The following is a 26326-nucleotide window of genomic DNA, read 5'->3' as shown; positions in this document are numbered from 1 at the left end:
GAAAGCGTTAATCCGCGACAGGCGCGGACGTCTCCGCCCACCCGTCCGGTCGAACGCCTATTCCTCGCGCGAAACCTTTTCGTTGCGCTCGTGGCGTTCCTGCGCCTCGACCGTCATCGTCGCGATCGGACGCGCCTCGAGCCGGCCCAGCGAGATCGGTTCGCCCGTCACTTCGCAATAGCCATATTCGCCGTCCTCGATCCGGCGAAGCGCCGCATCGATCTTGGCGATCAGCTTGCGCTGGCGGTCGCGGGTGCGCAGCTCGATCGACCAGTCGGTCTCGCTCGACGCGCGATCGGTGAGGTCGGCCTCGCGCAGCGACTCGTTCTGCAGATGCGACAACGTGCCGGCGGACTCGCGATGGATCGCGTCCTTCCATGCCAGCAACTTCTCGCGGAAATATTCCTGCTGACGCGGATTCATGAAGGGCTCATCGGCGCTGGGCCGGTACCCATCGTTCGCGGCGCTCGGCGGCGCCTGCTCAGGATCTTCGACTCGTCCCAAAACCGAAGCCATATCCCACTCTCTCCAACGCGGTCTCGCGTTCGCACGCCGTTGGAGACCGCCTTTGCCCGCAGCGCCTATAAGCGCGCGTGAAATCGTAAACAAGCGGGCGAATCACGTAAAAAATCGCCGTCAAATATCCTTTAAGACAGGGGAAATTAGCTGGGAGTGAACGCCAGGACCGGGTGACCCGATAATTGTCGGCCAGTAACAACATGGTATCCGGGCCGACCCCCATCGACTTTCAGCGCTATCCGGCGGGAACCATAGCACGCAGTCATTGGTGTCGATTTGCTCGCCAAGTATGCGGGAATATCACCTCAATTGCCACGATGCACACCGCCGGCCATATTTCTTTGTGCACCGGCTTGATGCCGAACCCGATCACGTTGGCGATGAGGTTGGACCATCGCTGAAGTCCGTCGGCTCGGCGGGACATTGCGCGGTCTGCACGCGATCGTGACGAAAGCAGGCGACGGAGTGCGGCCGGAGAACACGGGCGAACCAGTGCCCGCCCGTGCCCTCATGCTCGGTCGATTATTCGGCCGCGGCGATCAGCGCCTCGATCTCCGAGACCGGGTGCTTGGTCAGATCCTTGTCGAGTTCGCCAGTCAGCCGGTCCGACACTTCCTTGTGATAATGTTTGCGCAACTCGCCCAGCGTACGGGGCGGCGCAACGACGATCAGCGATTCGAACTCGCCGCGCAGCGCGCGTTGCTTCAACAGCTCCGCCGTCTCCGCCGCGAACCGGTCTTCCTCCTGCTGGTGGAAATCGGTTTCGTCGACATTGCTGCCCGAGGTCCAGTTGGCGCCGCCGGTGCGAGTCGACGATGCCCGCCCGGCCAGGTCGGTGGACTGATCGAGGTCGGACGGATTCTGATCGATCAGCTTCTTCTCGATCTGAAGGTCGAGGTGCTCGGCATCGCCCTCGTTGCGGAAGAACATCATCTTCCGGCCATCGGCGACGACGACAAAGGCGTTGTGGGGCACGCGCATGGAACTCTCCTCTAGGTTGTTGCCCGACCAACGCCCCTCAGCCGATCAGGGTTGCGACGCGAGGCCCGGGATCATGCCGAGTTGCGCCGACCAGCCCCAAAGCCGGGTTGCGCCCGCCGCCGCCCCCGCTAAATGCCGAGCCCATGCATGACATTCGCTTCATCAGGGAAAATCCGGGCGCATTCGACGAGGGCCTGGCCCGGCGCGGCCTCCCGGCTGCGGCCGCCGGCATTGCCGCGCTCGACGAGCGCCGCCGCGCATTGCTGACCGAAATCCAGACCGGCCTTGCGCGCCGTAACGAAGCGTCGAAAGCGATCGGCGCCGCCAAGGCGCAGAAGGACGAAGTGACGGCCCAGGCGCTGATGGCCGAGGTGACGGGGCTGAAGGAGCGGCTGCCGTCGCTCGAGGCCGAGGAGAAGGGCATCAGCGACGAGCTCAACGGCCGTCTCGCCTCGCTGCCCAACCTGCCGCTGGGCGACGTGCCCGAGGGTGCGGACGAGAATGACAATGCGCTGATCCACGCGCGCGGCGCTCGCCCCGAGTTCGGCTTCGCTCCCCGCGAACATGATGCGATCGGCCCGGATCTCGGGCTGGATTTCGAGACCGGTGCGATGCTCGCCGGATCGCGCTTCACCTTCGTGCGCGGCTCGATGGCGCGGCTTCACCGTGCACTCGGCCAGTTCATGCTCGACACGCTGACCGGCGAGCATGGCTATGAGGAAACCGTGGTGCCCCTGATGGTCCGCGACGAGGTCATGTTCGGCACCGGCCAGCTGCCCAAGTTCGCCGAGGACAGCTTCCAGACCACCGATGGCCGCTGGCTGATCCCCACCTCGGAGGTCAGCCTGACCAACACCGTGCGCGAGCAGATCCTGAGCGAAGAGGCGCTGCCGCTGCGCTTCACCGCACTCAGCCCGTGTTTCCGGTCCGAGGCCGGCGCCGCCGGCCGCGACACGCGCGGCTATATCCGCCAGCACCAGTTCGAGAAGGTCGAGATGGTGTCGATCGTCACGCCGGAGACATCGGACGACGAGCATGAACGGATGACCGCCTGTGCCGAGGATATCCTGACCAAGCTGGGTCTGGCGTTTCGCCGGATGAAGCTGTGCACCGGCGACATGGGATTCTCTGCCGCCCGCACCTACGACCTCGAAGTATGGCTGCCCGGCCAGGCGCGCTATCGCGAGATCAGCTCCTGCTCGACCTGCACCGATTTCCAGGCGCGCCGGATGAACGCACGCTACCGCCCCGGCGGCGAGAAGGGCACGCGCTTCGTCCATACCCTGAACGGATCGGGCCTGGCGGTCGGACGCACCGTCGTGGCCGTGGTCGAGAATTACCAGCAGGAAGACGGATCGGTCGCGGTTCCCGAGGTGCTGCGCCCCTATCTGCGCGGACTGGACCGGTTCGAGCGCGTCGCCGCTTCCTGAACGCCTGCCGCTTGCGCTATAGGCGGCGGTCCACTGGGCTAACGACACTGTGCCCAGACAAAAGGGAGGGAATCCGGTCATGACCGACACAGGCCGGCCTCGCCCCCTGCCCCGCCTGGCGCGACGTTGATGCGTCCGCCAGCCATCCTCAAGCGCAAGTCCAGTCTGCCGGTCTGGGTCTCGATCGGCTGGCGTGTGGTGGCGGTGCTGGGGTTGCTTGCGCTGGCGATCGGCGTCCACTGGCTGGAGCGCGACGGGCTGCGCGACAATGCCGACGGGCATGTCAGCTTCCTCGACATCATCTATTTCACCTCGATTTCGATCACCACCACCGGTTATGGCGACATCGTTCCGGTCAGCGACGCGGCCCGGATGTTCGACGCGCTGGTCGTCACGCCGATCCGCGTGTTCGTGGTGCTGCTGTTCCTCGGCACGGCCTATAATTTCGTGCTCAAGCGTACCTGGGAGAGATGGCGGATGGCGATGATCCAGCGCAACCTGACGGGCCACATCATCATTGCCGGCTATGGCAAGACCGGCTCCGAAGCCGTGGACGAGCTGGTGGCGCGCGGCGAGCGGCCGGATCGCTTCGTCGTGATCGACACCGACGCGGATGCGCTCGCGGCGGCCAAGGCGTCCGCCTGCATAGTGATGCAGGCGGACGGCACGCGCGACGAGGTGCTGAACCAGGCCCGCATCGGCCAGGCCCAGTCGATGATCGTCGCCGCCGGCCGCGACGACACCTCGATCCTGATCACGCTGACCGCGCGTCACCTGGCACCCGAGCTGCCGATCAGCGTCATCGTGCGCAACGAGGACAATGAGCTGCCGGCGCGCGCCGCGGGCGCCACGACCGTGGTCAATCCGGTCAGCTTCGCCGGCCTGCTGCTGGCCAGTTCGTGCAATGGGCCGCACATCGCCGACTATCTGACCGACCTCGCCTCCTTCCATGGCCAGGTCCAGCTGACCGAGCGAAACGTGACCGGCGACGAGGTGGGCAAGCCGCTCAGCACGATCCAGACCGGCATCGGCCTGCGCCTGTACCGCGACGGAGTCGGCTACGACCGCAAGGCGCCCGAGGCAGCGGCGCTGGAGGCAGGCGACATGATCGTCGAGATCGTCAGCTGATCCCGGCTTGACGCGGCGCGCAACCGGGTGATGGTGCGGGCATGTTCAGCCCGCTCACCGCCCGCATCCTGCCGATCGCCATGCTGGTCATGTCGAATATCTTCATGACCTTCGCCTGGTACGGCCATCTGAAGCACAAACAGGCGCCCCTGCTGGGGGTGATCCTGGTCAGCTGGCTGATCGCCCTACCCGAATATCTGCTTGCGGTACCCGCCAATCGCTGGGGCAGCGACGTCTATTCCGCGGCGCAGCTCAAGGGCATCCAGGAGGTGATCACCCTCACCGTCTTCGCGATCTTCTCGATCGTCTGGCTGGGGCAGAAGTTCACGATCAACCACGTCATCGGCTTCGTGCTGATCGCGGCCGGCGCCATCTTCATCTTCCGCGCGCCGGTGTGATGCGCGCGGCTGCGGAACAGCCACAACTAGCTTTTCGCGCGAAAATCCCTATGTCGCCCGCCAATCATGGCAACCAAACTTCCTGAAGCGCCGCGCGTCGGCATGGTATCCTTGGGCTGTCCCAAGAACCTGGTCGACAGCGAACGCATCCTGACCAAGCTCCGCTCGGACGGCTATGCCATGTCCGCCGATTATGCCGGCGCGGACGTGGTGCTGGTCAACACCTGCGGCTTCCTCGACAGCGCCAAGGAGGAAAGCCTCGAGGCGATCGGCGAGGCGATTGCCGAAAATGGCCGCGTCATCGTCACCGGCTGCATGGGCCAGGAAGCCGAGACGATCCGCACGCGCTTCCCCAACGTCCTCGCGGTGACCGGCGCGCATCAATATGAGCAGGTGGTCGATGCGGTGCGCGAGCATTCGCCGATGCCCGCCAATGCCTTCCTGAACCTGGTGCCGGAAAGCGGGCTGAAGCTGACCCCGCGCCACTATAGCTATCTGAAGATCTCGGAGGGCTGCAACCACCGCTGCGCCTTCTGCATCATCCCGTCGATCCGCGGCGATCTGGCCAGCCGCCGGCCCGACGCGATCCTGCGCGAGGCGGAAAAGCTGGTCGAGGCCGGCACGCGCGAGCTGCTGGTCATCAGCCAGGACACCTCGGCCTACGGCGTCGACATCCGCAAGGAGCCGCGCATGTGGAAGGGGCAGGAAGTCGTGCCCCACATGACCGACCTGGCGCGTGAGCTCGGCAGGATCGCGCCCTGGGTGCGACTCCACTATGTCTATCCCTACCCGCATGTCGACCAGGTCATCCCGCTGATGGCCGAGGGGCTGGTCCTCCCCTATCTCGACATCCCGTTCCAGCATGCCAGCCCGCGCGTGCTCCGCACGATGCGCCGCCCGGCCAACGAGGCAAAGGTGCTCGAGCGGCTGAAGACGTGGCGCGCTATCTGCCCCGATATCGCGATCCGCAGCTCGTTCGTCGTCGGCTTCCCCGGCGAGACCGAGGAGGATTTCCAGTATCTGCTCGACTGGCTCGACGAGGCCCAGCTCGACCGGGTCGGTGCCTTCCGCTTCGAACCCGTGGAAGGCGCGGCGGCCAATGCCCTGCCCGATCCGGTGCCGGAGGCGGTCAAGGAAGAGCGCTATGCCCGGATCATGGAGAAGACCGCCGCAATCTCCGCGGCGAAGCTCCAGGCGAAGATCGGTCGCACGCTGGAAGTGATCATCGACGAGGTCGGTGACGAAGGCGCGACCGGCCGATCGCAGGCCGACGCGCCCGAGATCGACGGCGAGGTCCATCTGCGTGATGCCGGACATCTTGCCCAAGGCGACATCGTCCGGGTCGAGATCGAGGATGCCGACGATCACGACCTGTTCGGCGTCCCGCTCGCCTGACACCGGTCGGCGCCGCGCCATATCCGCGACGAACAGGGTCATGCCCGCTGGGAATTATGCCAGCGGCCCCGCCGTGCCTATGATGGCCCGAAAAGCCAAATGAGGTCGCATGATCCGTCGCGCGCTGCTCGCAGCCCTGTGCCTTAGCCTGTCCGCTGCGGCGTCGCCCGATATGGCGCCGGGCGCCACGCGCATCACCCGCGTCGATCCGCTCCGCATCGACGACGACGATTTCGCGCGTCACCGCGATCCCGCCGAATGGCGCGGACTGAAGGTGGAGAAGATCGAGTTCCGCGAGGAGCGCGCGAAGTGGCGGCTGTGGCGGATCACCAGCCAGGCGAAACCGCGCGGCCCCTTGTGGTTCGTGCCGCACGACAATGAGAATGGCGGGTTCGAGGCGGCGCTGGTCTCCATCCGCAACTATGGCGGCACGATCGTCGCGGTCGATGCCGGCATCGCGCCGGACCATGACGGACAGCGGTTCAACTATGCGGTCGATTACGGCAAGCCCGTCGATCCCAACCGCAATTTCGACACCGCCCTGCCCGGCTATGCTCGCCGCATCCGGCAGACCCACCGCCCCGGCGACGGCCCGATCATCGCGCTGCACAGCAATCAGAAGGGCTTCGATACCCGCGAGTCCAAATGCAACAAGTCGGACCCGCCGGGCAACGGGATCATCTCGATCCGCTATTGCGACGATTTCTACACGCCGCACCCGTCGCAGACGCGCAGTTTCCCGTTCGATGATGACGACACCGTCGCCTTCGTCACCCATGCGACAGGCCGCGATCCTGCCCAGGCGTTTTGCTGGAAGCTGACCGAGAACGACTTCAACGTCGTCCAGGAACGGGTCGTCGTCACCGACGGATCAGCCTCCAACTATGCGGTGCTGCACGGGCTCGACTATCTGAACTTCGAGACGCTCGACAGCGGCAACGAGCCCGCGTCGCTCGCCGACCAGCGCGACCGGCTGGTGGCGATGATCGACCGCGCGCTGGCGCTGTGTGCGCCGGAGGTGACACGGGTGACACGGGCGCGCTGAACGGGGCGTTTCGCGCGTGCGGCCCTAAATCTGGTTTCCGGGCTGGTCGATCGGCGCGAGCGTGCCTAAATCATCGCCATGCCTGATCCAAACACGCTCGTTCAGCCCGATCGCGGCCAAGCCGCTCGCGCCATCCACCTCGTCGATGCCAAGGGTTTTGAGGCCTGGCTGACCGCGCAGCCGCCGCGCCACCGCGCCGCGGTCGTCGCGCAGAAGCTGGCGCCCACCCCCGGTGCCAGCGCGATCCTGCCCGGTGACGCTCCGGACGACTGGTCGGTCGTGTCGGTCGTCGGGAACACGGACAAGCTGACCCATTGGTGCCTCGCCCGACTGTCGGAGACGCTCCCCGAGGGCACCTACCGCGTCGAGGGCACCGAGCCCGGCAAGGCGATCTATGGCTGGCTGACCGCCCAGTACAAGTTCGACCGCTACAAGAAGAAGGACGACAAGGCGCAGGGCCCGCGCGTCCTGCTCACCGGCGATCCGGCGCGGATGGACGAGGCGGTTCGCCTCGCCGCCGTCACCGTCAAGCTGCGCGACTGGATCAACACCGGCGCCAATGATTTCGGCCCGGCCGATGTCGAGGCTGCCGCCGCCGAGATCGCCAGGGCGCATGGCGCAACGCTCACCGTGACCAAGGGCCCCGAGATCGAGAAGGGCTATGGCATGATCTGGGCGGTCGGCAAGGCAGCCGGCAAGGGCCGCGAGCCGCGCCTGATCGAGATCGAATGGGGCAATCCCGACCATCCCCGTGTCGCGATCGTCGGCAAGGGTGTGTGCTTCGACTCGGGCGGTCTGGACATCAAGCCGGCCGCGGGCATGCGCCTGATGAAGAAGGACATGGGCGGTGCGGCGCATGCGCTGGCCATCGCCGAGCTGGTGATGGGCGCGCGCCTGCCGGTCCGGCTGCACATGCTGGTCCCCGCGGTCGAGAATTCGATCTCGGGCGAGGCGACGCGGCCCGGCGACGTGATGCAGTCGCGCAAGGGCGTGACCGTCGAGAACAGCAACACCGACGCCGAGGGTCGCCTGATCCTGGGCGACGCGCTGACCAAGGCGGCGGAGTCCAATCCCGAACTGGTCATCGACTTCGCGACGCTGACCGGCGCGGCGCGCGTGGCGCTCGGCACCGATCTCCAGGCGCTGTTCGCCAATGACGACACGCTGGCCGGCGAGTTGATCGCCGCCGGCGAGGCGGAGGCCGATCCGATCTGGCGCCTGCCGCTCTATGATCCGTACAAGGACATGCTGAAGTCGGACGTCGCCGACATGCTCAACGCCGCCGAGTCCCCCTGGGGCGGCGCGCTGACCGCGGCGCTGTTCCTCAAGGAATTCGTCCCCGAAAAGGCGCAGTGGGCGCATCTCGACATCTTCTGCTGGCAGGGTTCGCCCAAGCCCGGCCGTCCCAAGGGCGCCGACGCCGCCGGCCTGCGTGCGGTGTGGAAGGTGCTGAAGGACCGCTACGCAAGCTAGGATCGACCGGCCCCCTCCCCGTGCGCGAGGGGGCCGGTCATCCCCAGCTGAGATGGCGCGAAGAAGGGCAGCATCTCGGTCGAGACGCGCCCGTCGGCGCCCCAGATCCGGTCGCCCCAGCCCGCGACACCGCGCCCGTCGCGCGAGACGGTTGTACGGTAGCGCGCATCGATCCATGGGATCAGGTCGCGGACCATGAAGTCCTGCCAGTTCCCCGTTACTCCCGATTGACGTACCAGCTTCCTCCGGCAGGAGTCGTGAAGTCCGCCGTGACGACGATCGCCCCCCCGGAATGGCGCGACGCGCGATCGCCGCGTCGACTGTGGCCGCCGCGTCGTTATTAGCCAGATCCACCGATCGCCCGCGAAGAAGTCGGTCAGGTAATAGATCACCGGAAATCGCCGGTCGGCCTGGGAATAGCCTTTGGTAAATAGAAGGTCACACCGCGTTCCAACGGTAAACCGAGCAGATTTCCCTCAAGGCTGGGCGTCTGGATCCGGTGATGCTCGACCGTCCCCGCCGCTGCCGCGCCGGCCATGACGACGAGCGCGAACCAGCACAGAATGCGACGGACCATCGCACCCTTCCCTCCCGATCATGCAGATATCGCTTGGTCCGTTTGCCTCCCCAATGGTGAAGGTTCGGCTGGTCTGCGATGAGGAGATGGTTCAGAATTCGCCGCGTGACCTCGACCACGACCGATCCTTCAGCCCGAACGTCACCCGCGGGTAGGTCCAGCCCCGCGCTGACCCTGGTCGCCTGCATCCTCGCGTCCAGCCTCGCCTTCATCGACGGATCGGTGACCAACGTCGCCCTGCCCGCGATCGGTGCCGACCTGCGCGCCACCCCGGCCGAGCTGCAATGGACGATCAACGCCTATATGCTGCCGCTGTCGGCGCTGCTGCTGCTCGGCGGCGCGGCGGGCGACCATTATGGGCGGCGCCGGCTGCTGATCCTCGGCATCGCGCTGTTCACGATCGCCTCGCTCGGCTGCGCGCTCGCCAGGGATCTCGAATTGCTGCTCGCCGCCCGGGCGCTGCAGGGGATCGGCGCGGCGATCCTGCTGCCCAACAGCCTCGCCACGCTCGGCCATGCCTTTACCGGAGAGGCGCGCGGCAAGGCGATCGGCACCTGGGCGGCGGTCGCGGCCATTGCCGGCGCGGTCGGCCCGCCGCTGGGCGGATGGCTGGTCGACACGATCGGCTGGCGATCGATCTTCTACATCAACCTGCCCATCGCGCTGGTCGCGATCGGCATCGCCTGGCGCTGGGTCGGCGAAAGCCGCGCGGGGGAACAGCCGCTCGACTGGCCCGGCGCCGCCAGCGCGACGCTGGCGCTCGGCGCGGTGACCTGGGGCCTCACAATCTGGTCGAGCCGCGGGACGCTCGATGCCGAAGTCGTCGGCTCGCTCATCGGCGGCCTCGTCCTGGCCGGCCTGTTCGTCTGGATCGAGCGGCATCGGGGATCGCGGGCAATGATGCCGCTCGACCTGTTCGGGTCGCGCGCCTTCGCCGGGCTCACGATCCTGACCTTCTTTCTCTACGGCGCGCTTGGCGGGGTGCTGCTGCTCCTGCCCTATGTGCTGATTGAGGCGAGCGGCTATACCGCGCTTCAGGCCGGCATGGCGCTTCTGCCGCTGCCGCTCGGCGTAGGCCTCGCCTCGCTGCTGATGGGACGGCTGACCACCCGCCTCGGCCCGCGGCTGCCGCTCACCTTCGGGCCGATGGTGGTCGCGATCGGCTTCGCGCTGATGCTGCTGGTCGAGGAACAGGCCAGTTACTGGACCCAGGTCCTTCCCGGCGCGACGCTGATCGCGCTGGGCATGTCGTGCGTCGCCGCGCCGCTGACCACCGCGGTGCTGGCCAGCGTCGACGATCGCTACACCGGCACCGCGTCGGGGTTCAACAGCGCGGTCGCGCGCGCCGGCGGGCTGATCGCGACCGCGGTCGCCGGCGCAGTCATCGCGTCGGCCGGCGCCGCGCTCGTCTCCAGCTTTCACATCGCATCGCTGGTCGGCGCCGCCACTGCCCTGTTATCGGGCGTGGCGGCGTATCTGACGCTCAGCCCAGGGCGGCCGCAGCCTCGATGATCGGCACGAACTTCTCGGCAGTCAGGCTCGCGCCGCCGACCAGCGCACCATCGACATCGTCGACCGCCAGGATCGATCCGGCATTCGCACCCGTGACCGACCCGCCATACAGGATGCGGATGCCGCTGGCGGCCTCGCCCACCATCATCCGCAGCTTGGCGCGGGCGATCGCATGGATCGACGCGATCTCGTCCAGCGTCGGCGTCCGCCCGGTGCCGATCGCCCAGCGCGGCTCATAGGCAAGCGTCAGCCAGTCGGGCGCGGCGCCGTCGGGCAGCGACTTCTCGATCTGCGACTGGACGATCCGCTCGGCCCGCCCTGCATCGCGCTCCGCCTCGGTCTCGCCGCAGCACAGGATGACGCGCAAGCCATGCCGGCGCGCCGCCGCCGCCTTGGCCCAGGCGTCATGGCTCGTCTCATGCTGGTCCGCGCGCCGCTCCGAATGGCCGACGATGGTCAGCGCCGCGCCCAGTTCGGCCAGCATCGGCGCGGAGATGCAGCCGGTATGCGCACCCTTGTCGGCATCGTGCACGTCCTGCGCGCCGATCGGCATCCCCCCGGCGATCGCGATGGCGGGCTCGATCAGGGTGAAGGGCGGGCACAGCGCGACATCGACTCCAGGATTCGCCCGCGCCGCCGCGGCGATCGCCGCGATCTCGGGCAGGTCGCCCTTCAGGCCGTGCATCTTCCAATTGCCGGCCACCAGCTTGCGGCGCATATCCTTCTCCCTGTGCTAAATCGCTTGCAGCGGCGATAGAGGGCGGATCGCCCCTCGCGCAAGCTTGATGGCTGGCGGTGCTCGCCCTAAAGCAGCCTCGACGCTTCCTCGAACGAACGGTCCCTGATGCTCGGTTTCTTTCGCAGTTTCGCCAAATCGCGTGGCGGTCTTATCGTGGTGTTCCTGCTGCTCGGTCTGATCGCCGTCGCCTTCGCGCTGGGCGATGTGACCGGACTCGGCAACCCCGCCGGCCCCAAGGGCAACGTCGTGGCGACCGTCGGCAAGCAGAAGATCACCGACACGCAGGTTCGAGAGGTGATCGACCGATTCATCACCGCATCGCGTCGCAACGGCCAGAACATCACGATGGAGCAGTTCCTGGCCGAAGGCGGGCTCGACCTCGCGATCAACGAGCTGGTCAAGTCGGAGGCCCTGAAGGAGTTCGGGGAGCAGACCGGCATCCAGGTCGACAATTCGGTGATCGATGCCCAGATTGCGAACACCCCGGCGTTCCAGGGCGTGGACGGCAAGTTCAACCAGGATCAGTTCAACCGCGTGATCGCCGATGCGCGCATCTCGGCCTCAGCGCTGCGCGACGACTTCGCCCGTGAGCGGCTGGAAACCTGGCTGCTCAACTCGCCGGCGCCCGGCACGTTCATGCCGGCCAAGTTCGTCGCCCCCTATGCCGCGCTGCCGCTCCAGCGCCGCACCGGCGAGTTCACCCTGTTGCGCTGGCAGGACTCGGCCTTTCCGGGTGAGCCGGACGACAAGACGCTGGCGGCCTATTACAACGCCAATCGCGCAGCCTATATGATCCCGCAGCGTCGCGTGATCCGCTATGCGCTTGTCCCCAAGGATTATTTCGCGACGCGTGCGGCTCCGACCGAAGCCGAGATCGCCGACGCCTATCGCAAGTCGGCCGACCGCTTCGCCGCGACCGAGAAGCGTACCGTTCGCCAGCTCGTGATTCTCGATCAGGCCGGCGCCAACAGCGCCGCCGCCGAGGTCAAGGGCGGCAAGTCGATCACCGAAGTCGCGCGCGCCCGCGGTCTCGAGCCCCGCGCCTTCGAAGCGGTCGACAAGGCTACGCTGACCAAGGCCAGCTCCGCCGATGTCGCCAACGCCGCTTTCGCAGCCCCGCAGGGCGGCGTGGTCGGGCCGGTCCGCGCGCAGGGCGGCTATGTCGTGCTGCAGGTCGAGAAGGTCGAGAAGATCCCGGCCAAGACACTCGACCAGGCGCGTGCCGAGCTGACGAGTGAACTGACCACCGCCAAGACCATCCAGTCGCTGGCCGCGCTGCGCCAGTCGCTCGAGGACGGGATCGGCAATGGCCAGACCTTCGACCAGCTGATGCAGGCGAACAAGCTGACCCCGCAACAGACCGCGGCCATCACCTCCGCCGGCGTCAACCCTGACGATCCCAACAGCAAGCCCGACCCGGCGCTCCTGCCGATGGTCCAGGGTGCCTTCGGCATCGATCCAGACTCGCAGGATCCGGTCATCGCGCCGCTCGACCAGGAAGGCGGCTTTGCCGTCGTCGCCCTGTCCCGCGTCGTCCAGCCGGCCGCCCGCCCGATGGCAAGCATTCGCAAGCAGGTTCGCGACGACTATCTGAAGGCGGAAGCGCTGAAGGTCGCCCGCGCCAATGCCCAGAAGCTGGTCGGCGAGATGAAGAAGGGCGTGCCGATGGCGCAGGCGATGGCCAATCTCGGCATTCGCGGCGTGCCGCCCAAGGCCTTCGACGTGAAGTTCGGCGACCTGACGCCGCAGGCTGGCCCGCAGGCCCAGCTGGCGTTCAGCATGCCGGCCAAGAGCGCGAAGTGGGTCCAGGCACCCGATGGCAGCGGCTATTTCGTGGTCCATGTCGCGACGATCCAGGAAGGCGATGCCCGCGGCAATGCCCAGCTGATGGCTGGCGCCACCACCGCGCTCGCTCGCACGACCGCCGTCGAGCGCCGCGAGAGCTTCCTCGAGGCGATCAAGCGTCATGTCGGCGTCACCCGCAACGAAGCGGCGATCGGCACCCTGCGCGCCAATCTGCTCCAGACCGGCACCGCAACCCGCTGAGGCCATCATGATCGAAGGCATTGACGCCGCCAGGACCGCGCTCGCGCAAGGGCGCCCCGCGCTCCTCTGGCGGCGTCAGGTCGCCGACACCGACACCCCGGTCGCGGCGGCACTGAAACTGATCGAGCCGGGCCGGGGCGACTTCCTGCTCGAATCGGTCGAGGGCGGATCGGTCCGCGGCCGCCACAGCCTGATCGGTCTCGCCCCCGACCTTGTCTTCCGCGCCACCGGCGATCAGGCCGAGATCAACGCGGCATGGCTGACCGATCGCGAGGCCTTCGCGCCATGCGCCGCGCCGACGCTCGACGCGCTGCGCGCACTGGTGGCCGAGTGCCGGATGGACGTGCCGGCCGAACTCCCCCGGGCGCTTGCCTGCCTCGTCGGCTATTTCAGCTACGAGACGATCGGCCTGGTAGAGCGACTGCCTCGCCCCGCCGAGAACCCGATCGGCGTGCCCGACATGATCTTCGTGCGACCGACGGTCGTGCTGGTCTTCGATCGTCTGGCCGATACCCTGTTCATCGTCGCCCCGGTCTGGCCCGGCCAGGATCCGGACCGTGCCGCCGAGCGGATCGATGCGACCGCGGCGCGACTGGCCAGCGCGGCGCTGCCTGCCCCGGTCCGTCTCGATCCGGCCGAAATCGCCATGACGCCCAACCTAACCCCTGGCCGCTATGGCGAGATGGTCGCCCGCGCCAAGGAATATATCGCGGCCGGCGACATCTTTCAGGTCGTGCTGGCGCAGCGCTTCTCCACCCCGTTCGCCCTGCCGCCGTTCGAGCTGTATCGCGCGTTGCGCCGGATCAATCCCTCACCCTTTCTCTATCATCTCGACCTGCCCGGCTTCTCGCTGACCGGCTCCAGCCCCGAAATCCTGGTGCGCGCCCGCGATGGCCAGGTGACGATCCGCCCGATCGCCGGCACGCGTCCGCGCGGCAAGACCGCGGCGGAGGACGAGGCGAACCGCACCAGCCTGCTCGACGATCCCAAGGAATGCGCCGAGCATCTGATGCTGCTCGACCTCGGCCGCAACGATGTCGGCCGCGTCGCCGAAGCGGGCAGCGTCCGCGTCACCGACAGCTATACCGTCGAATTCTACAGCCACGTGATGCACATCGTGTCGAACGTGGTCGGCCGGCTGGCGCCCAGCAAGGACGCGCTAGACGCGCTGTTCGCGGGCTTCCCCGCGGGCACCGTCAGCGGCGCGCCGAAGGTCCGCGCCTGCCAGGTCATCGCCGAGCTCGAGCCCGAGACGCGCGGCCCCTATGCCGGCGGCGTCGGCTATTTCTCGCCCGACGGATCGATGGACAGCTGCATCGTGCTGCGCACCGCGCTGGTGAAGGATGGCATGATGCACGTCCAGGCCGGGGCGGGCATCGTCGCCGACAGCGATCCCGTCTATGAACAGCGGGAATGCGAAGCGAAGGCGGGTGCGCTGTTCGCCGCCGCGCGCGAGGCGGTCGCCCGCGCGGGAGAGGCCGGGTTCGGGCAATAGCCCGACCCGGCACCGCCCTTATTTGTCGTCGTCGTCGGGTGCCTGCTCGCGCGCCGCGCGCGCCTTCGCGTCCAGCCGCTCCTGATACCATTGGCGGATCATCTGGCGGTTGCATCCGGTCTGTCCGCCCGTCCCGATCGCCGAGCAGCTGTTGGGCAGGCCGGCGCGATTGACTTCTTCGACGGTTTCGAAGCGATTGCTCCAGGCCTGTCCTCCCGGACCTTCGGCCGGCTTGTTGCGAAACCGCTTCGGAATTCGATAGGGCGAATCGCCGCCATCGGCGCAGACGACGATCTCGTCCGGGTCGCTCGATTTCGGGCATTGCTCGCTGCCGAACAGGATCACGCTGCGCACGCGCTTGGGCGGATTCTGTGTCTGGCTCGCATCCTGTGCCATTGCCGGGAACGCCAGAAGCATCAACGGCGCGGCAAGCGCCAACTTCAGTACCATGAAACCTCCACTCAACGCCCCGTTAAACGCCCGTGCGCCGCGCACAGTTGCCCGGCATTGTGACCTGAATGCGGCTTGTTTCGGCGGATTTGCCGATTAAGTCGGCGCGATGACGACGATCGCCCGGTTGCTTGCCCTGGCCGCCCTCCTCACCCTGTCGGCATGCGGCGCGCCGACCAGCCGGAACGGCATCGACGCGGCCTGCTCGGTCGCCGAGTTCGAGGGAAGCGAGTTCACCCTGTGCCAGGCCAGGCCCGGCAAGCACGACCTGATGCTGGTGAACAAGGGTGAGAGCGGCGCGCCGATGCGCAATTTCGACACGCTCGACCGTCGCCTGGGCGATCGCTTCCCGCGCCTGGCCTTCGCGATGAACGCCGGGATGTTCGACGGCAAGGGACTGCCGATCGGCTATTATGTCGAGGATGGCGCCGTCCAGGCGCCGCTCAACCGACGCTCCGGCCCCGGCAACTTCCACCTCAAGCCCAATGGCGTCTTCTACGGCGATGCGCGCGGCTGGCACGTCGTCACCACGGAACAGTTCGCCGCCGGCAAGCCCGATCATGTCCGCTTCGCCACCCAGTCGGGCCCGATGCTGGTGATCGGCGGCAAGCTCCATCCGCAGTTCGCCGACAACGGCACCTCGCTGCAGATGCGCAACGGCGTCGGCGTCGCGCCGGACGGATCCGCCTGGTTCGCGATCAGCAACGAGCCGGTGTCGTTCGGCCGCTTCGCTCGCCTGTTCCGCGACCGGCTGAAGACACCCGACGCGCTGTATCTCGACGGGTCGGTCTCCCGGCTCTGGGATCCGGTCAGCGCCCGCAAGGATTCGGGCGCGGAGATCGGGCCGATCGTCGTGGCCCTCCAGCGCAACTGATCCCGCCCCTTCCCTTGCCGACGAAAATCAGGAAGCATGGCGCCATGCTCAGGACCCTCTATCCGCCGATCGACCCCTATGAAACCGGCATGCTCGATGTCGGCGATGGCCATTCCATTTATTATGAGCGGTGCGGCACGCCCGGCGCCAAGCCCGCGGTGTTCCTGCACGGCGGCCCGGGCGGCGGCATCTCCCCGGCGCATCGCCAGTTGTTCGATCCCGATCTTTACGACGTCCTGCTGTTCGACCAGCGCGGCTGCGGCAAGTCCACGCCGCATGCCGAGCTGGAGGCGAACACGACCTGGCATCTCGTCGCCGACATCGAACGGCTGCGCGAACTGGCAGGGGCCGCGCAATGGCTGGTCTTCGGCGGGTCCTGGGGCTCGACCCTGGCCCTTGCCTATTCGCAGAAGCATCCCGAGCGGGTGAGCGAAATCGTGCTGCGCGGCATCTATCTGTGCACCCGGCCCGAGCTCGACTGGTTCTATCAGTTCGGCGTCTCCGAACTCTTTCCCGACAAATATGAGCGGTTCGTCGCCCCGATCCCGCCCGAGGAGCGCGGCGACATGCTGGCCGCCTATCACCGCCGCCTGACCAGCGGCACGCGCGAGGATCAGGTCGCGGCCGCGCGTGCCTGGAGCCTGTTCGAGGGCGAGGTCGTCACCCTGCTTCCCGACCCCAGCCTCTCGGCCCAGCATGACGAAGGCGACTTCGCCCTCGCCTTCGCCCGGATCGAATCGCATTATTTCGTCCATGGCTGCTGGCTGGAGCCCGACCAGCTGCTGAAGGGCGCGCAGACGCTGCGCGGCATTCCCGGCACGATCGTCCATGGCCGCTACGACATGCCCTGCCCGGTCCGCTACGCCTGGTCGCTGCACAAGGCATGGCCAGAGGCCGACTTCCACCTGATCGAGGGCGCGGGCCATGCCTTTTCGGAGCCCGGCATACTCGACCAGCTGATCCGCGCGACGGATCGTTATGCGGGCAAGGCCGCCGATTAGGGCGGCCGAGGGCAGCTGGGAACATTTGACCCCCGAGTGCATTTGACACCCGCTGACCCCCTCCCTATATCGCAGTCACGCCACGGATCCGGGAAATGACGCGCCGTCGCGCAGCGTGTCGATCGAATAGGACTGGGGCATCTACAGGACGCCGAAGCTGCCGAATTCCAAACGGGAAGTCGCGCAGCTTTTTCGCGTCCTGTCGCACGTCCCGGCCCCGGACAGGGGCACCGAAATTACGGCTGACGAGGCAAAAACACCCATGGCAACCAAGGCAATCGAGGGCGGCACCGTTAAGCGCCGCATCCGCAAGGTGTTCGGCGACATCCACGAAGTGGTGCAGATGCCGAACCTGATCGAGGTTCAGCGCGAATCCTACGAACAGTTCCTGCGTTCGGACCCCTCGATCGGCTATGTGTCGGGCCTGGAAAAGACCCTGCGCTCGGTCTTCCCGATCCGCGACTTCGCGGGCACCGCCGAGCTCGACTTCGTCACCTACGAGCTGGAAGAGCCCAAGTTCGACGTCGAGGAATGCCGTCAGCGCGGCATCACCTATGCGGCGCCGATGCGCGTTACCCTGCGCCTGATCGTGTTCGAGGTGGATCCCGATACGGAAGCCCGTTCGGTCCTCGATATCAAGGAGCAGGACGTCTACATGGGCGACATGCCGCTCATGACCGAGAACGGCACCTTCTTCATCAACGGCACCGAACGCGTCATCGTCAGCCAGATGCACCGCTCGCCGGGCGTGCTGTTCGACCATGACCGCGGCAAGACCCACGCCTCGGGCAAGTATCTCTTCGCGGCGCGCGTGATCCCGTATCGCGGCTCGTGGCTCGACTTCGAGTTCGACGCGAAGGACATCGTCAACGTCCGTATCGACCGCAAGCGCAAGCTGCCGGTGACCACGCTGCTCTATGCGCTGGGCCTGAACGGCGAGGACATCCTCAACTATTTCTACAACCGCGTGACCTTCCTGCGCGGTCCGGGCGGCTGGCAGATCCCGTTCCAGCCCGAGAACTGGCGCGGCGCCAAGCCCGCCTTCGACATCGTCGATGCCAAGTCGGGCGAAGTCGTGTTCGCGGCCGGCCAAAAGATCAGCCCGCGCGCAGCCAACAAGGCTGCCAAGGACGGTCTCGAGACGCTGCTGATCCCGACCGAGGAAATCTTCGGCCGCTACAGCGCCTATGACCTGATCAACGAGACCACCGGCGAAATCTATATCGAGGCGGGCGACGAAGTGTCGGCCGAGAATCTCGAGAAGCTCGACAAGGCCGGCATCGACCGGATCGAACTGCTCGACATCGATCACATCGCCACCGGTCCGTGGATCCGCAACACGCTCGCGGTCGACAAGGCCGAGGAGCGCGAGCAGGCGCTGTCCGACATCTACCGCGTCATGCGCCCCGGCGAGCCGCCGACGCTCGAGACCGCGGAGTCGCTGTTCGCCGGCCTGTTCTTCGATCCGGAGCGCTACGACCTGTCGGCCGTGGGCCGGGTGAAGCTGAACATGCGCCTCGAACTCGACGCGCCGGACACGGTGACCACGCTGCGCAGCGAGGACATCCTGGCGGTCGTCAAGACGCTGGTCGACCTGAAGGACGGCAAGGGCGAAGTCGACGACATCGATAACCTGGGCAACCGCCGCGTCCGTTCGGTGGGCGAGTTGCTGGAGAACCAGTATCGCGTCGGCCTGCTGCGCATGGAGCGTGCGGTCAAGGAGCGCATGTCGTCTGTCGACGTGTCGACCGTCATGCCGAACGACCTGATCAACGCGAAGCCCGCGGTCGCTGCGGTGCGCGAGTTCTTCGGTTCGTCGCAGCTGTCTCAGTTCATGGACCAGACCAACCCGCTATCCGAAGTGACGCACAAGCGTCGCGTTTCGGCCCTCGGGCCGGGCGGTCTCACCCGCGAGCGTGCGGGCTTCGAGGTCCGCGACGTCCATCCGACCCATTATGGCCGCATCTGCCCGATCGAGACGCCGGAAGGCCCGAACATCGGTCTGATCAACTCGCTCGCGACCTTCAGCCGCGTGAACAAGTACGGCTTCATCGAGACGCCGTACCGCAAGATCGTCGACGGCAAGGTGACCAACGAGGTCGTCTATCTGTCGGCGATGGAAGAGGCCAAGCACACCATCGCGCAGGCGAACGCCGAGCTCGATGGCGAGGGTCGCTTCCAGGAGGAGCTGGTTTCGGCGCGTCAGGCAGGCGAATTCCTGATGGCGATCCCCGACACCATCACCCTGATGGACGTGTCCCCGAAGCAGCTCGTCTCGGTCGCAGCCTCGCTGATCCCGTTCCTGGAGAACGACGACGCGAACCGCGCACTGATGGGTTCGAACATGCAGCGTCAGGCCGTGCCGCTGGTGAAGGCGGAAGCGCCCTTCGTCGGCACGGGCATGGAAGAGACCGTGGCACGTGACTCGGGCGCCGCGATCGGCGCACGCCGCGCCGGCATCGTCGATCAGGTCGACGCGTCGCGCATCGTGATCCGCGCCACCGGAGACGTCGAGGCCACCGAGAGCGGCGTCGACATCTACTCGCTGATGAAGTTCCAGCGTTCGAACCAGTCGACCTGCATCAACCAGCGTCCGCTGGTGAAGGTGGGCGACGTCGTGAACGAAGGCGACATCATCGCGGACGGTCCGTCAACCGAGTTCGGTGAGCTTGCCCTGGGCCGCAACGCGCTCGTCGCGTTCATGCCCTGGAACGGCTACAACTATGAGGACTCGATCCTGATCTCCGAGCGGATCGTGAAGGACGACGTGTTCACGTCGATCCATATCGACGAGTTCGAAGTGATGGCCCGCGACACCAAGCTCGGGCCCGAGGACATCACCCGCGACATCCCGAACGTCGGCGAGGAAGCGCTGCGCAACCTCGACGAGGCAGGCATCGTCTATATCGGCGCCGAAGTGGAGCCGGGCGACATCCTGGTCGGGAAGATCACCCCCAAGGGTGAATCGCCGATGACCCCGGAAGAGAAGCTGCTTCGCGCGATCTTCGGCGAAAAGGCCTCGGACGTTCGCGACACCTCGCTGCGCCTTCCCCCGGGCGTTGCCGGCACGATCGTCGACGTTCGCGTCTTCAATCGGCACGGCATCGACAAGGACGAGCGTGCGATGGCGATCGAGCGCGAGGAGATCGAGCGCCTGAAGAAGGACTCGGACGACGAGCGCAACATCCTGAACCGTGCGACCTGGTCGCGCCTTCGCGAGATGCTGATCGGCCAGGTCGCGACCGCGACGCCGAAAGGCATCAAGAAGGGCTCGGAGATCGATCAGGACCTGCTGGACTCGGTCGACCGCCACGAATGGTGGAAGTTCGCCGTCCAGGACGACAAGGCGCAGAGCGATCTGGAAGCCGTCAAGGCGCAGTATGACGAGGCGGTGAAGCGGATCACGGACAAGTTCCATGACCGCCGCGAGAAGCTGGAGCGCGGCGACGAGCTGCCGCCGGGCGTGCTCAAGATGGTCAAGGTGTTCGTCGCGGTGAAGCGCAAGTTGCAGCCGGGCGACAAGATGGCCGGCCGTCACGGGAACAAGGGTGTGATCTCGCGGATCCTTCCGCAGGAGGACATGCCGTTCCTCGCCGACGGTACGCCGGTCGATCTCGTGCTGAACCCGCTGGGCGTGCCGTCGCGCATGAACGTCGGTCAGATCTTCGAGACGCATCTCGGCTGGGCTGCCCGCAACCTGGGCATGCAGGTCGCGCAGGCGCTGGACGAATGGCGCGAAGCCAATCCGGACGCGCAGCCCGGCGAGATGCCGGACGCGGTCAAGTCGCGCCTGATCGAGGTGTACGGCGATCACTATGCCGCCGACATCGAATCGCGTGACGGGTCGCAGATCGCCGAGCTGGTCCAGAACATCCGGACCGGTGTCCCGATGGGCACCCCGGTGTTCGACGGCGCGCGGGAATCGGACGTGTCCGACATGCTGACACTGGCGGGCCTCGATACGTCGGGCCAGTCGACGCTGTATGACGGCCGCACCGGCGACGCGTTCGACCGCAAGGTGACCGTGGGCATCATCTACATGCTCAAGCTCCACCACCTGGTCGACGACAAGATCCACGCGCGTTCGATCGGGCCGTACAGCCTAGTCACCCAGCAGCCGCTGGGCGGCAAGGCGCAGTTCGGCGGTCAGCGCTTCGGCGAAATGGAGGTGTGGGCGCTTCAGGCGTACGGCGCCGCCTACACGCTGCAGGAAATGCTGACGGTGAAGTCGGACGACGTGGTCGGACGTACCAAGGTCTACGAGGCGATCGTCAAGGGCGACGACACGTTCGAGGCGGGCATTCCGGAGAGCTTCAACGTTCTCGTCAAGGAAATGCGTTCGCTGGGCCTGAACGTCGAGCTCAAGGCTCTCGAGGAAGCCACGGACGACGGCGGAGATCTGGCCGAGGCAGCGGAATAAGGGCTCGGGCGCTGCCTCGCGGCGGCGCCCACCCTCCCCTGCCCACCCAAGGAATTTGACCCTCCCGAAGGGACGACAGAAATGAACGAACTGACCAATTTCGCGAACCCGGTCGCAAAGCCGGAAACCTTCGACCAGATCCAGATCGGTATCGCTTCGCCGGACCGTATCCGCAGCTGGTCGTTCGGTGAGATCAAGAAGCCCGAGACGATCAACTACCGCACGTTCAAGCCCGAGCGTGACGGCCTGTTCTGCGCGCGCATCTTCGGTCCGATCAAGGATTACGAGTGCCTGTGCGGCAAGTACAAGCGCATGAAGTACAAGGGCATCGTCTGCGAGAAGTGCGGCGTCGAGGTCACCGTCTCGAAGGTCCGCCGCGAGCGCATGGGCCATATCGAGCTGGCCGCCCCGGTCGCGCACATCTGGTTCCTGAAGTCGCTGCCGTCGCGCATCGGCCTGCTGCTCGACATGCAGCTCAAGCAGCTCGAGCGCGTCCTGTACTTCGAGAGCTACATCGTCACCGAGCCGGGCCTGACCCCGCTGGAGAAGTATCAGCTCCTCACCGAGGACGAGCTGCTCGACGCGCAGGACCAGTATGGCGAGGACGCCTTCTCCGCCGGCATCGGCGCGGAAGCGGTCAAGATCATGCTCATGGACCTCGACCTCGAGGGTGAGCGCAGGGACCTGCTCGAAGAGCTGGCGACGACCAAGTCGGAGCTGAAGCCCAAGAAGATCATCAAGCGGCTGAAGGTCGTCGAGAGCTTCATCGACTCGGGCAACCGCCCCGAGTGGATGATCCTCGACGTCGTTCCGGTCATCCCGCCCGAGCTGCGCCCGCTGGTGCCGCTGGACGGCGGCCGCTTCGCGACCTCGGATCTGAACGATCTGTATCGCCGCGTGATCAACCGCAACAACCGCCTGAAGCGGCTGATGGAACTGCGCGCGCCGGACATCATCGTCCGCAACGAAAAGCGCATGCTTCAGGAAGCCGTCGACGCGCTGTTCGACAATGGCCGCCGCGGCCGCACCATCACCGGTGCGAACAAGCGTCCGCTCAAGTCGCTGTCCGACATGCTCAAGGGCAAGCAGGGCCGCTTCCGTCAGAACCTGCTCGGCAAGCGCGTCGACTATTCGGGCCGTTCGGTCATCGTGACCGGTCCGGAGCTCAAGCTGCACCAGTGCGGCCTGCCCAAGAAGATGGCGCTCGAGCTGTTCAAGCCGTTCATCTACGCCCGTCTGGACGCCAAGGGTCTCTCGATGACCCTGAAGCAGGCCAAGAAGTGGGTCGAGAAGGAGCGCAAGGAAGTCTGGGACATCCTGGACGAGGTGATCCGCGAGCACCCGGTTCTGCTGAACCGCGCGCCGACGCTTCACCGTCTGGGCATCCAGGCGTTCGAGCCGGTGCTGATCGAGGGCAAGGCGATCCAGCTTCACCCGCTGGTCTGCTCGGCCTTTAACGCCGACTTCGACGGTGACCAGATGGCCGTCCACGTTCCCCTGAGCCTCGAGGCTCAGCTGGAAGCGCGCGTCCTGATGATGTCGACCAACAACATCCTGTCGCCCGCGAACGGCAAGCCGATCATCGTTCCGTCGCAGGACATGGTGCTGGGTCTCTATTATCTGTCGATGGAGAAGACCAACGAGCCGGGCGAAGGCATGCTGCTCGGCGACATGGCCGAGGTGCACCAGGCGCTCGACGCCGGCGCGGTGACCCTCCACACCAAGATCGTCAGCCGCGTTCCGCAGACCGACGAGGACGGCAACCAGTACCTGAAGCGCTACGAGACCACCCCGGGCCGCATGCTGCTCGGCGAGTGTCTGCCGAAGTCGCACAAGGTGCCGTTCGAGACCGTCAACCGCCTCCTTACCAAGAAGGACGTGGGCGACGTGATCGACGAGGTCTATCGCCACACCGGCCAGAAGGAGACCGTGCTGTTCGCCGACGCCATCATGGCGCTGGGCTTCCGTCACGCGTTCAAGGCGGGCATCTCGTTCGGCAAGGACGACATGCTCATCCCGGCCGAGAAGGTGAAGCTGGTCGACGACACCCGCGAGCAGGTGAAGGACTATGAGCAGCAGTATCAGGACGGCCTGATCACGCAGCAGGAGAAGTACAACAAGGTCATCGACGCCTGGAGCCGCTGCGGCGACCAGGTGGCGTCGGCCATGATGGACGAGATCAAGGCCGTTCGCCGCGACGAGGCGACCGGTCGCGAGCTGCCGATCAACTCGATCTACATGATGGCGCACTCCGGTGCCCGTGGTTCGCAGGCCCAGATCAAGCAGCTGGCCGGCATGCGCGGCCTGATGGCCAAGCCGTCGGGCGAGATCATCGAGACGCCGATCATCTCGAACTTCAAGGAAGGTCTGACCGTCCTTGAGTACTTCAACTCGACCCACGGCGCCCGCAAGGGTCTGGCCGACACTGCGCTCAAGACGGCAAACTCGGGTTACCTGACCCGCCGTCTGGTCGACGTGTCGCAGGACTGCGTCGTCATGGAAGAGGATTGCGGTACCGAGCGTGCGCTCGAGATGAAGGCGATCGTCCAGGGCGGCTCGACCATCGCGTCGCTCGGCGAGCGCATCCTGGGCCGCACCACGGCCGAGGATGTGGTCGATGCCAAGACCGGCGAAGTCGTGATCCCGTCGGGCACGTTGCTCGACGAGGCCGCGGTCGCACGGATCGAGGCGATCGGCGTGCAGGGGATGAAGATCCGCTCGCCGCTGGTCTGCGAGGCGCAGTTCGGCGTGTGCGGCAAGTGCTACGGGCGTGACCTCGCCCGCGGTACGCCGGTGAACATCGGCGAAGCGGTGGGCGTCATCGCCGCCCAGTCGATCGGCGAGCCGGGCACGCAGCTGACCATGCGTACCTTCCACATCGGCGGCGCGGCTCAGCTCAACGAGCAGTCGAACCTCGAAGCCACATCGGACGGCACGATCGAGTATCGCGACCTGCGCATTATCGAGGACCAGCGCGGTCGTCGCGTGGTGCTCAGCCGCTCCGGCGAACTGGCGATCGTCGACATGGACGGCCGCGAGCTGGCGGTGCACCGCATCCCCTATGGCGCGCACGTGCTGTATGACGATGGCCACATCGTCAGCCAGGGCGACCGCATGGCGGAGTGGGATCCGTTCACCATGCCGGTGATCACCGAGACGGGCGGTACCGCCAAGTACCAGGACCTGGTCGACGGCAAGACGCTGACCGAGCAGGTCGACGAAGCGACGGGCATCACCCAGCGCGTCGTCACCGAGAACCGGATCACCGCCAAGAAGGAGGATCTGCGTCCGCGGATCACCCTGCTGGACGGCAATTCGGGCGAGGCCGCACGCTATATGCTGGCGCCCGGTGCGGTGCTGTCGGTCGAGGACGGTGCAGAGGTGAAGGCAGGCGACGTGGTCGCCCGTGTCGCCCGCGAGTCTGCCAAGACCCGCGACATCACCGGCGGTCTGCCGCGCGTCGCCGAGCTGTTCGAGGCACGCAAGCCCAAGGAAAACGCGATCATCGCGAAGGTCTCGGGCCGCGTCGTTTTCGGCAAGGACTACAAGGCCAAGCGCAAGATCGGGATTCAGCCCGAGGACGGCGGCGAGGTCGTGGAGTATCTGGTTCCGAAGTCGAAGGTGATCGACGTTCAGGAAGGCGACTATGTCAAGCGTGGCGACAACCTGATCGGCGGCTCCCCGGATCCGCACGACATTCTCGAGGTGCTCGGCATCGAGCCGCTCGCTGAATATCTCGTGTCGGAAATCCAGGAAGTCTATCGACTCCAGGGCGTGAAGATCAACGACAAGCACATCGAGGTGATCGTTCGCCAGATGCTGCAGAAGGTCGAGATCACCGACGGCGGCGACACCACGCTGCTGGCCGGCGAACAGGTCGATCGCGAGGAGATGGACTCGATCAACGCGAAGCTCGAGAGCAACCAGCAGCCTGCACAGGGCAAGCCCATCCTGCTCGGCATCACCAAGGCGTCGCTGCAGACCCGCAGCTTCATCTCGGCGGCGTCGTTCCAGGAGACCACCCGCGTCCTCACCGAGGCTGCGGTCCAGGGCAAGCAGGACACGCTGAACGGCCTCAAGGAGAATGTGATCGTCGGTCGCCTGATCCCGGCGGGTACCGGTGCGGGCATGAACCGCCTGCGCGTGGCGGCCACGTCGCGCGATGCGGCACTCCGCGTCCAGCAGCGCGCGCTGCAGGCAGCCCTGATCGCGCCCGAGAGCGCGGCTCAGGAACATGCAGCCGAACTGGCGCGCGACGTCCGTGACGCGGGCGGCACCGGCAGCGATCCGCTGGCGAGCGTCGTTCCCTCGGGCACCGGCACCGATGCCGATGCCGGCGAGTATCTGAACGAAGGCGAGTAATCGCCCCGTCCAGCGCCTCGCGTCGCTGAATAAAAAGAGCCGCCGCCCGGGATGCCGGGCGGCGGCTTCTTTTTTGTCGGCTAAGCGTCCGGGACGTGTGAGCCGCCCGGCGCGGGGATTATTTCGGCGGTTCTAGGGGATGGCGGTTCCGCTCCGCGCTGAGGTAAGCGACGTCTGAAGACCCCCTGGCTGGAGATCGACAACAACATCGCCGAACGCGCGATCCACAGCATCGTGATCAGCCGCAAGAACTGGCTGTCCGCCGGATCAAAGGCGGGCGGCCAACGTGCCCCCGCGATTTACAAGGTGATCGAGACCTGCAAGCTGAACCTGTCGAGCCGCAGTCTTACGTCGCTGACGTCATCGCCAAAATCCCCGGCAACTGGCCTGCGGCGCGTTGGGACGAGCTCATGCCGTGGCACTGGCGCCCAGACTTCGAGACGATCGCCGACGCCGCATAGGCATGTCGCAATTCGCCCCA

General features: G+C 66.4%; 19 protein-coding genes and 1 pseudogene. 14 read left to right on the top strand and 6 right to left on the bottom strand.

Annotation, left to right across the window (positions count from 1 at the left end; translation table 11 throughout):
• Nucleotides 1-57: 57 nt before the first annotated feature.
• Both dksA and ACZ1H8_RS18390 read right to left on the bottom strand, forming a co-directional pair.
• A complete protein-coding gene (dksA, locus tag ACZ1H8_RS18395) occupies nucleotides 58-516 on the bottom strand; it encodes an RNA polymerase-binding protein DksA (protein ID WP_110148769.1) in 459 nt (152 codons plus the stop codon).
• 525 nt (nucleotides 517-1041) lie between these two features.
• On the bottom strand, nucleotides 1042-1500 hold the full coding sequence (locus ACZ1H8_RS18390) for a host attachment family protein (RefSeq protein ID WP_465178660.1): 459 nt from the start codon (nucleotides 1498-1500) through the stop codon (nucleotides 1042-1044).
• A 143-nt stretch (nucleotides 1501-1643) separates the two neighbouring features.
• Here ACZ1H8_RS18390 and serS point away from each other — a divergent pair, with 143 nt between their 5' ends.
• The 6 genes from serS (at nucleotide 1644) to ACZ1H8_RS18360 (ending at nucleotide 8369) form a co-directional block, all read left to right on the top strand.
• The gene (gene serS, locus ACZ1H8_RS18385; RefSeq protein WP_465178659.1) at nucleotides 1644-2930 is read left to right on the top strand and encodes a serine--tRNA ligase; all 1287 of its coding nucleotides are present in this window, start codon (nucleotides 1644-1646) and stop codon (nucleotides 2928-2930) included.
• Between the two features lie 129 nt (nucleotides 2931-3059).
• Nucleotides 3060-4058, top strand: a complete 999-nt coding sequence (locus ACZ1H8_RS18380; RefSeq protein ID WP_465178658.1) for a potassium channel family protein — start codon at nucleotides 3060-3062, stop codon at nucleotides 4056-4058.
• Between the two features lie 41 nt (nucleotides 4059-4099).
• Nucleotides 4100-4456 (top strand): DMT family protein, encoded by a 357-nt coding sequence (locus ACZ1H8_RS18375; protein WP_465178657.1) that lies wholly within the window; start codon nucleotides 4100-4102, stop codon nucleotides 4454-4456.
• 66 nt (nucleotides 4457-4522) lie between these two features.
• Complete coding sequence (gene rimO / locus ACZ1H8_RS18370; RefSeq protein WP_465178656.1) at nucleotides 4523-5851, top strand: 30S ribosomal protein S12 methylthiotransferase RimO; 1329 nt, start codon at nucleotides 4523-4525, stop codon at nucleotides 5849-5851.
• Nucleotides 5852-5960: 109 nt separating this feature from the next.
• Complete coding sequence (locus ACZ1H8_RS18365) at nucleotides 5961-6896, top strand: hypothetical protein (RefSeq protein ID WP_465178655.1); 936 nt, start codon at nucleotides 5961-5963, stop codon at nucleotides 6894-6896.
• 78 nt (nucleotides 6897-6974) lie between these two features.
• On the top strand, nucleotides 6975-8369 hold the full coding sequence (locus ACZ1H8_RS18360) for a leucyl aminopeptidase family protein (RefSeq protein WP_465178654.1): 1395 nt from the start codon (nucleotides 6975-6977) through the stop codon (nucleotides 8367-8369).
• Here the strand turns inward: ACZ1H8_RS18360 and ACZ1H8_RS18355 are convergent.
• Nucleotides 8366-8566 (bottom strand): hypothetical protein, encoded by a 201-nt coding sequence (locus tag ACZ1H8_RS18355; protein ID WP_465178653.1) that lies wholly within the window; start codon nucleotides 8564-8566, stop codon nucleotides 8366-8368. The genes ACZ1H8_RS18360 and ACZ1H8_RS18355 overlap by 4 nt on opposite strands.
• Before the next feature lie 191 nt (nucleotides 8567-8757).
• The gene (locus ACZ1H8_RS18350) at nucleotides 8758-8946 is read right to left on the bottom strand and encodes a hypothetical protein (RefSeq protein ID WP_465178652.1); all 189 of its coding nucleotides are present in this window, start codon (nucleotides 8944-8946) and stop codon (nucleotides 8758-8760) included.
• Nucleotides 8947-9024: 78 nt separating this feature from the next.
• Here ACZ1H8_RS18350 and ACZ1H8_RS18345 point away from each other — a divergent pair, with 78 nt between their 5' ends.
• Nucleotides 9025-10458, top strand: a complete 1434-nt coding sequence (locus ACZ1H8_RS18345) for an MFS transporter (RefSeq protein WP_465178650.1) — start codon at nucleotides 9025-9027, stop codon at nucleotides 10456-10458.
• On the opposite strand, the gene tpiA is transcribed toward ACZ1H8_RS18345, so the two are convergent.
• The gene (gene tpiA, locus ACZ1H8_RS18340) at nucleotides 10430-11176 is read right to left on the bottom strand and encodes a triose-phosphate isomerase (RefSeq protein WP_465178648.1); all 747 of its coding nucleotides are present in this window, start codon (nucleotides 11174-11176) and stop codon (nucleotides 10430-10432) included. The two genes, ACZ1H8_RS18345 and tpiA, sit on opposite strands and share 29 nt — an antisense overlap.
• 126 nt (nucleotides 11177-11302) lie before the next feature.
• On the opposite strand from tpiA, the gene ACZ1H8_RS18335 reads away from it, so the two are divergent.
• Nucleotides 11303-13243 (top strand): peptidylprolyl isomerase, encoded by a 1941-nt coding sequence (locus ACZ1H8_RS18335; RefSeq protein ID WP_465178647.1) that lies wholly within the window; start codon nucleotides 11303-11305, stop codon nucleotides 13241-13243.
• A 7-nt stretch (nucleotides 13244-13250) separates the two neighbouring features.
• Nucleotides 13251-14738, top strand: coding sequence for an anthranilate synthase component I (trpE, locus tag ACZ1H8_RS18330; RefSeq protein ID WP_465178646.1), 1488 nt, complete (start codon nucleotides 13251-13253; stop codon nucleotides 14736-14738).
• A gap of 18 nt (nucleotides 14739-14756) precedes the next feature.
• On the opposite strand, the gene ACZ1H8_RS18325 is transcribed toward trpE, so the two are convergent.
• Nucleotides 14757-15188: a hypothetical protein gene (locus ACZ1H8_RS18325; protein WP_465178645.1), complete on the bottom strand. Its 432-nt coding sequence runs from the start codon at nucleotides 15186-15188 to the stop codon at nucleotides 14757-14759.
• A 109-nt stretch (nucleotides 15189-15297) separates the two neighbouring features.
• Here ACZ1H8_RS18325 and ACZ1H8_RS18320 point away from each other — a divergent pair, with 109 nt between their 5' ends.
• The 5 genes and pseudogenes from ACZ1H8_RS18320 to ACZ1H8_RS18300 form a co-directional block, all read left to right on the top strand.
• Entirely contained in the window at nucleotides 15298-16062 is a 765-nt protein-coding gene (locus tag ACZ1H8_RS18320) for a phosphodiester glycosidase family protein (protein ID WP_465178644.1), read from the top strand.
• Nucleotides 16063-16106: 44 nt separating this feature from the next.
• Nucleotides 16107-17063, top strand: a complete 957-nt coding sequence (gene pip / locus ACZ1H8_RS18315; RefSeq protein ID WP_465178643.1) for a prolyl aminopeptidase — start codon at nucleotides 16107-16109, stop codon at nucleotides 17061-17063.
• Nucleotides 17064-17325: 262 nt separating this feature from the next.
• A complete protein-coding gene (gene rpoB, locus ACZ1H8_RS18310; RefSeq protein ID WP_465178642.1) occupies nucleotides 17326-21483 on the top strand; it encodes a DNA-directed RNA polymerase subunit beta in 4158 nt (1385 codons plus the stop codon).
• An 81-nt stretch (nucleotides 21484-21564) separates the two neighbouring features.
• Entirely contained in the window at nucleotides 21565-25845 is a 4281-nt protein-coding gene (gene rpoC / locus ACZ1H8_RS18305) for a DNA-directed RNA polymerase subunit beta' (protein WP_465178641.1), read from the top strand.
• 192 nt (nucleotides 25846-26037) lie between these two features.
• Nucleotides 26038-26306, top strand: a pseudogene (locus tag ACZ1H8_RS18300) (transposase domain-containing protein); the annotation flags it as partial.
• Nucleotides 26307-26326 lie beyond the last annotated feature (20 nt).

The organism is Sphingomonas sp. BL-S-25 (assembly GCF_055521555.1).
This window is presented reverse-complemented; position numbering and strand designations above follow the sequence as displayed.

What these genes read in the sequence shown, in the direction of transcription:
- ACZ1H8_RS18375 (WP_465178657.1), top strand. Translation starts at nt 4,100, where the DNA reads ATGTTCAGCCCGCTCACCGCCCGCATCCTGCCGATCGCCATGCTGGTC.
- trpE (WP_465178646.1), top strand. Translation starts at nt 13,251, where the DNA reads ATGATCGAAGGCATTGACGCCGCCAGGACCGCGCTCGCGCAAGGGCGC.
- dksA (WP_110148769.1), bottom strand. Translation starts at nt 516, where the DNA reads ATGGCTTCGGTTTTGGGACGAGTCGAAGATCCTGAGCAGGCGCCGCCG.
- ACZ1H8_RS18365 (WP_465178655.1), top strand. Translation starts at nt 5,961, where the DNA reads ATGATCCGTCGCGCGCTGCTCGCAGCCCTGTGCCTTAGCCTGTCCGCT.
- ACZ1H8_RS18320 (WP_465178644.1), top strand. Translation starts at nt 15,298, where the DNA reads ATGACGACGATCGCCCGGTTGCTTGCCCTGGCCGCCCTCCTCACCCTG.
- ACZ1H8_RS18325 (WP_465178645.1), bottom strand. Translation starts at nt 15,188, where the DNA reads ATGGTACTGAAGTTGGCGCTTGCCGCGCCGTTGATGCTTCTGGCGTTC.
- ACZ1H8_RS18345 (WP_465178650.1), top strand. Translation starts at nt 9,025, where the DNA reads ATGAGGAGATGGTTCAGAATTCGCCGCGTGACCTCGACCACGACCGAT.
- ACZ1H8_RS18350 (WP_465178652.1), bottom strand. Translation starts at nt 8,946, where the DNA reads ATGGTCCGTCGCATTCTGTGCTGGTTCGCGCTCGTCGTCATGGCCGGC.
- serS (WP_465178659.1), top strand. Translation starts at nt 1,644, where the DNA reads ATGCATGACATTCGCTTCATCAGGGAAAATCCGGGCGCATTCGACGAG.
- ACZ1H8_RS18380 (WP_465178658.1), top strand. Translation starts at nt 3,060, where the DNA reads ATGCGTCCGCCAGCCATCCTCAAGCGCAAGTCCAGTCTGCCGGTCTGG.
- tpiA (WP_465178648.1), bottom strand. Translation starts at nt 11,176, where the DNA reads ATGCGCCGCAAGCTGGTGGCCGGCAATTGGAAGATGCACGGCCTGAAG.
- pip (WP_465178643.1), top strand. Translation starts at nt 16,107, where the DNA reads ATGCTCAGGACCCTCTATCCGCCGATCGACCCCTATGAAACCGGCATG.
- ACZ1H8_RS18360 (WP_465178654.1), top strand. Translation starts at nt 6,975, where the DNA reads ATGCCTGATCCAAACACGCTCGTTCAGCCCGATCGCGGCCAAGCCGCT.
- rpoB (WP_465178642.1), top strand. Translation starts at nt 17,326, where the DNA reads ATGGCAACCAAGGCAATCGAGGGCGGCACCGTTAAGCGCCGCATCCGC.
- ACZ1H8_RS18390 (WP_465178660.1), bottom strand. Translation starts at nt 1,500, where the DNA reads ATGCGCGTGCCCCACAACGCCTTTGTCGTCGTCGCCGATGGCCGGAAG.
- ACZ1H8_RS18355 (WP_465178653.1), bottom strand. Translation starts at nt 8,566, where the DNA reads ATGGTCCGCGACCTGATCCCATGGATCGATGCGCGCTACCGTACAACC.
- rpoC (WP_465178641.1), top strand. Translation starts at nt 21,565, where the DNA reads ATGAACGAACTGACCAATTTCGCGAACCCGGTCGCAAAGCCGGAAACC.
- ACZ1H8_RS18335 (WP_465178647.1), top strand. Translation starts at nt 11,303, where the DNA reads ATGCTCGGTTTCTTTCGCAGTTTCGCCAAATCGCGTGGCGGTCTTATC.
- rimO (WP_465178656.1), top strand. Translation starts at nt 4,523, where the DNA reads ATGGCAACCAAACTTCCTGAAGCGCCGCGCGTCGGCATGGTATCCTTG.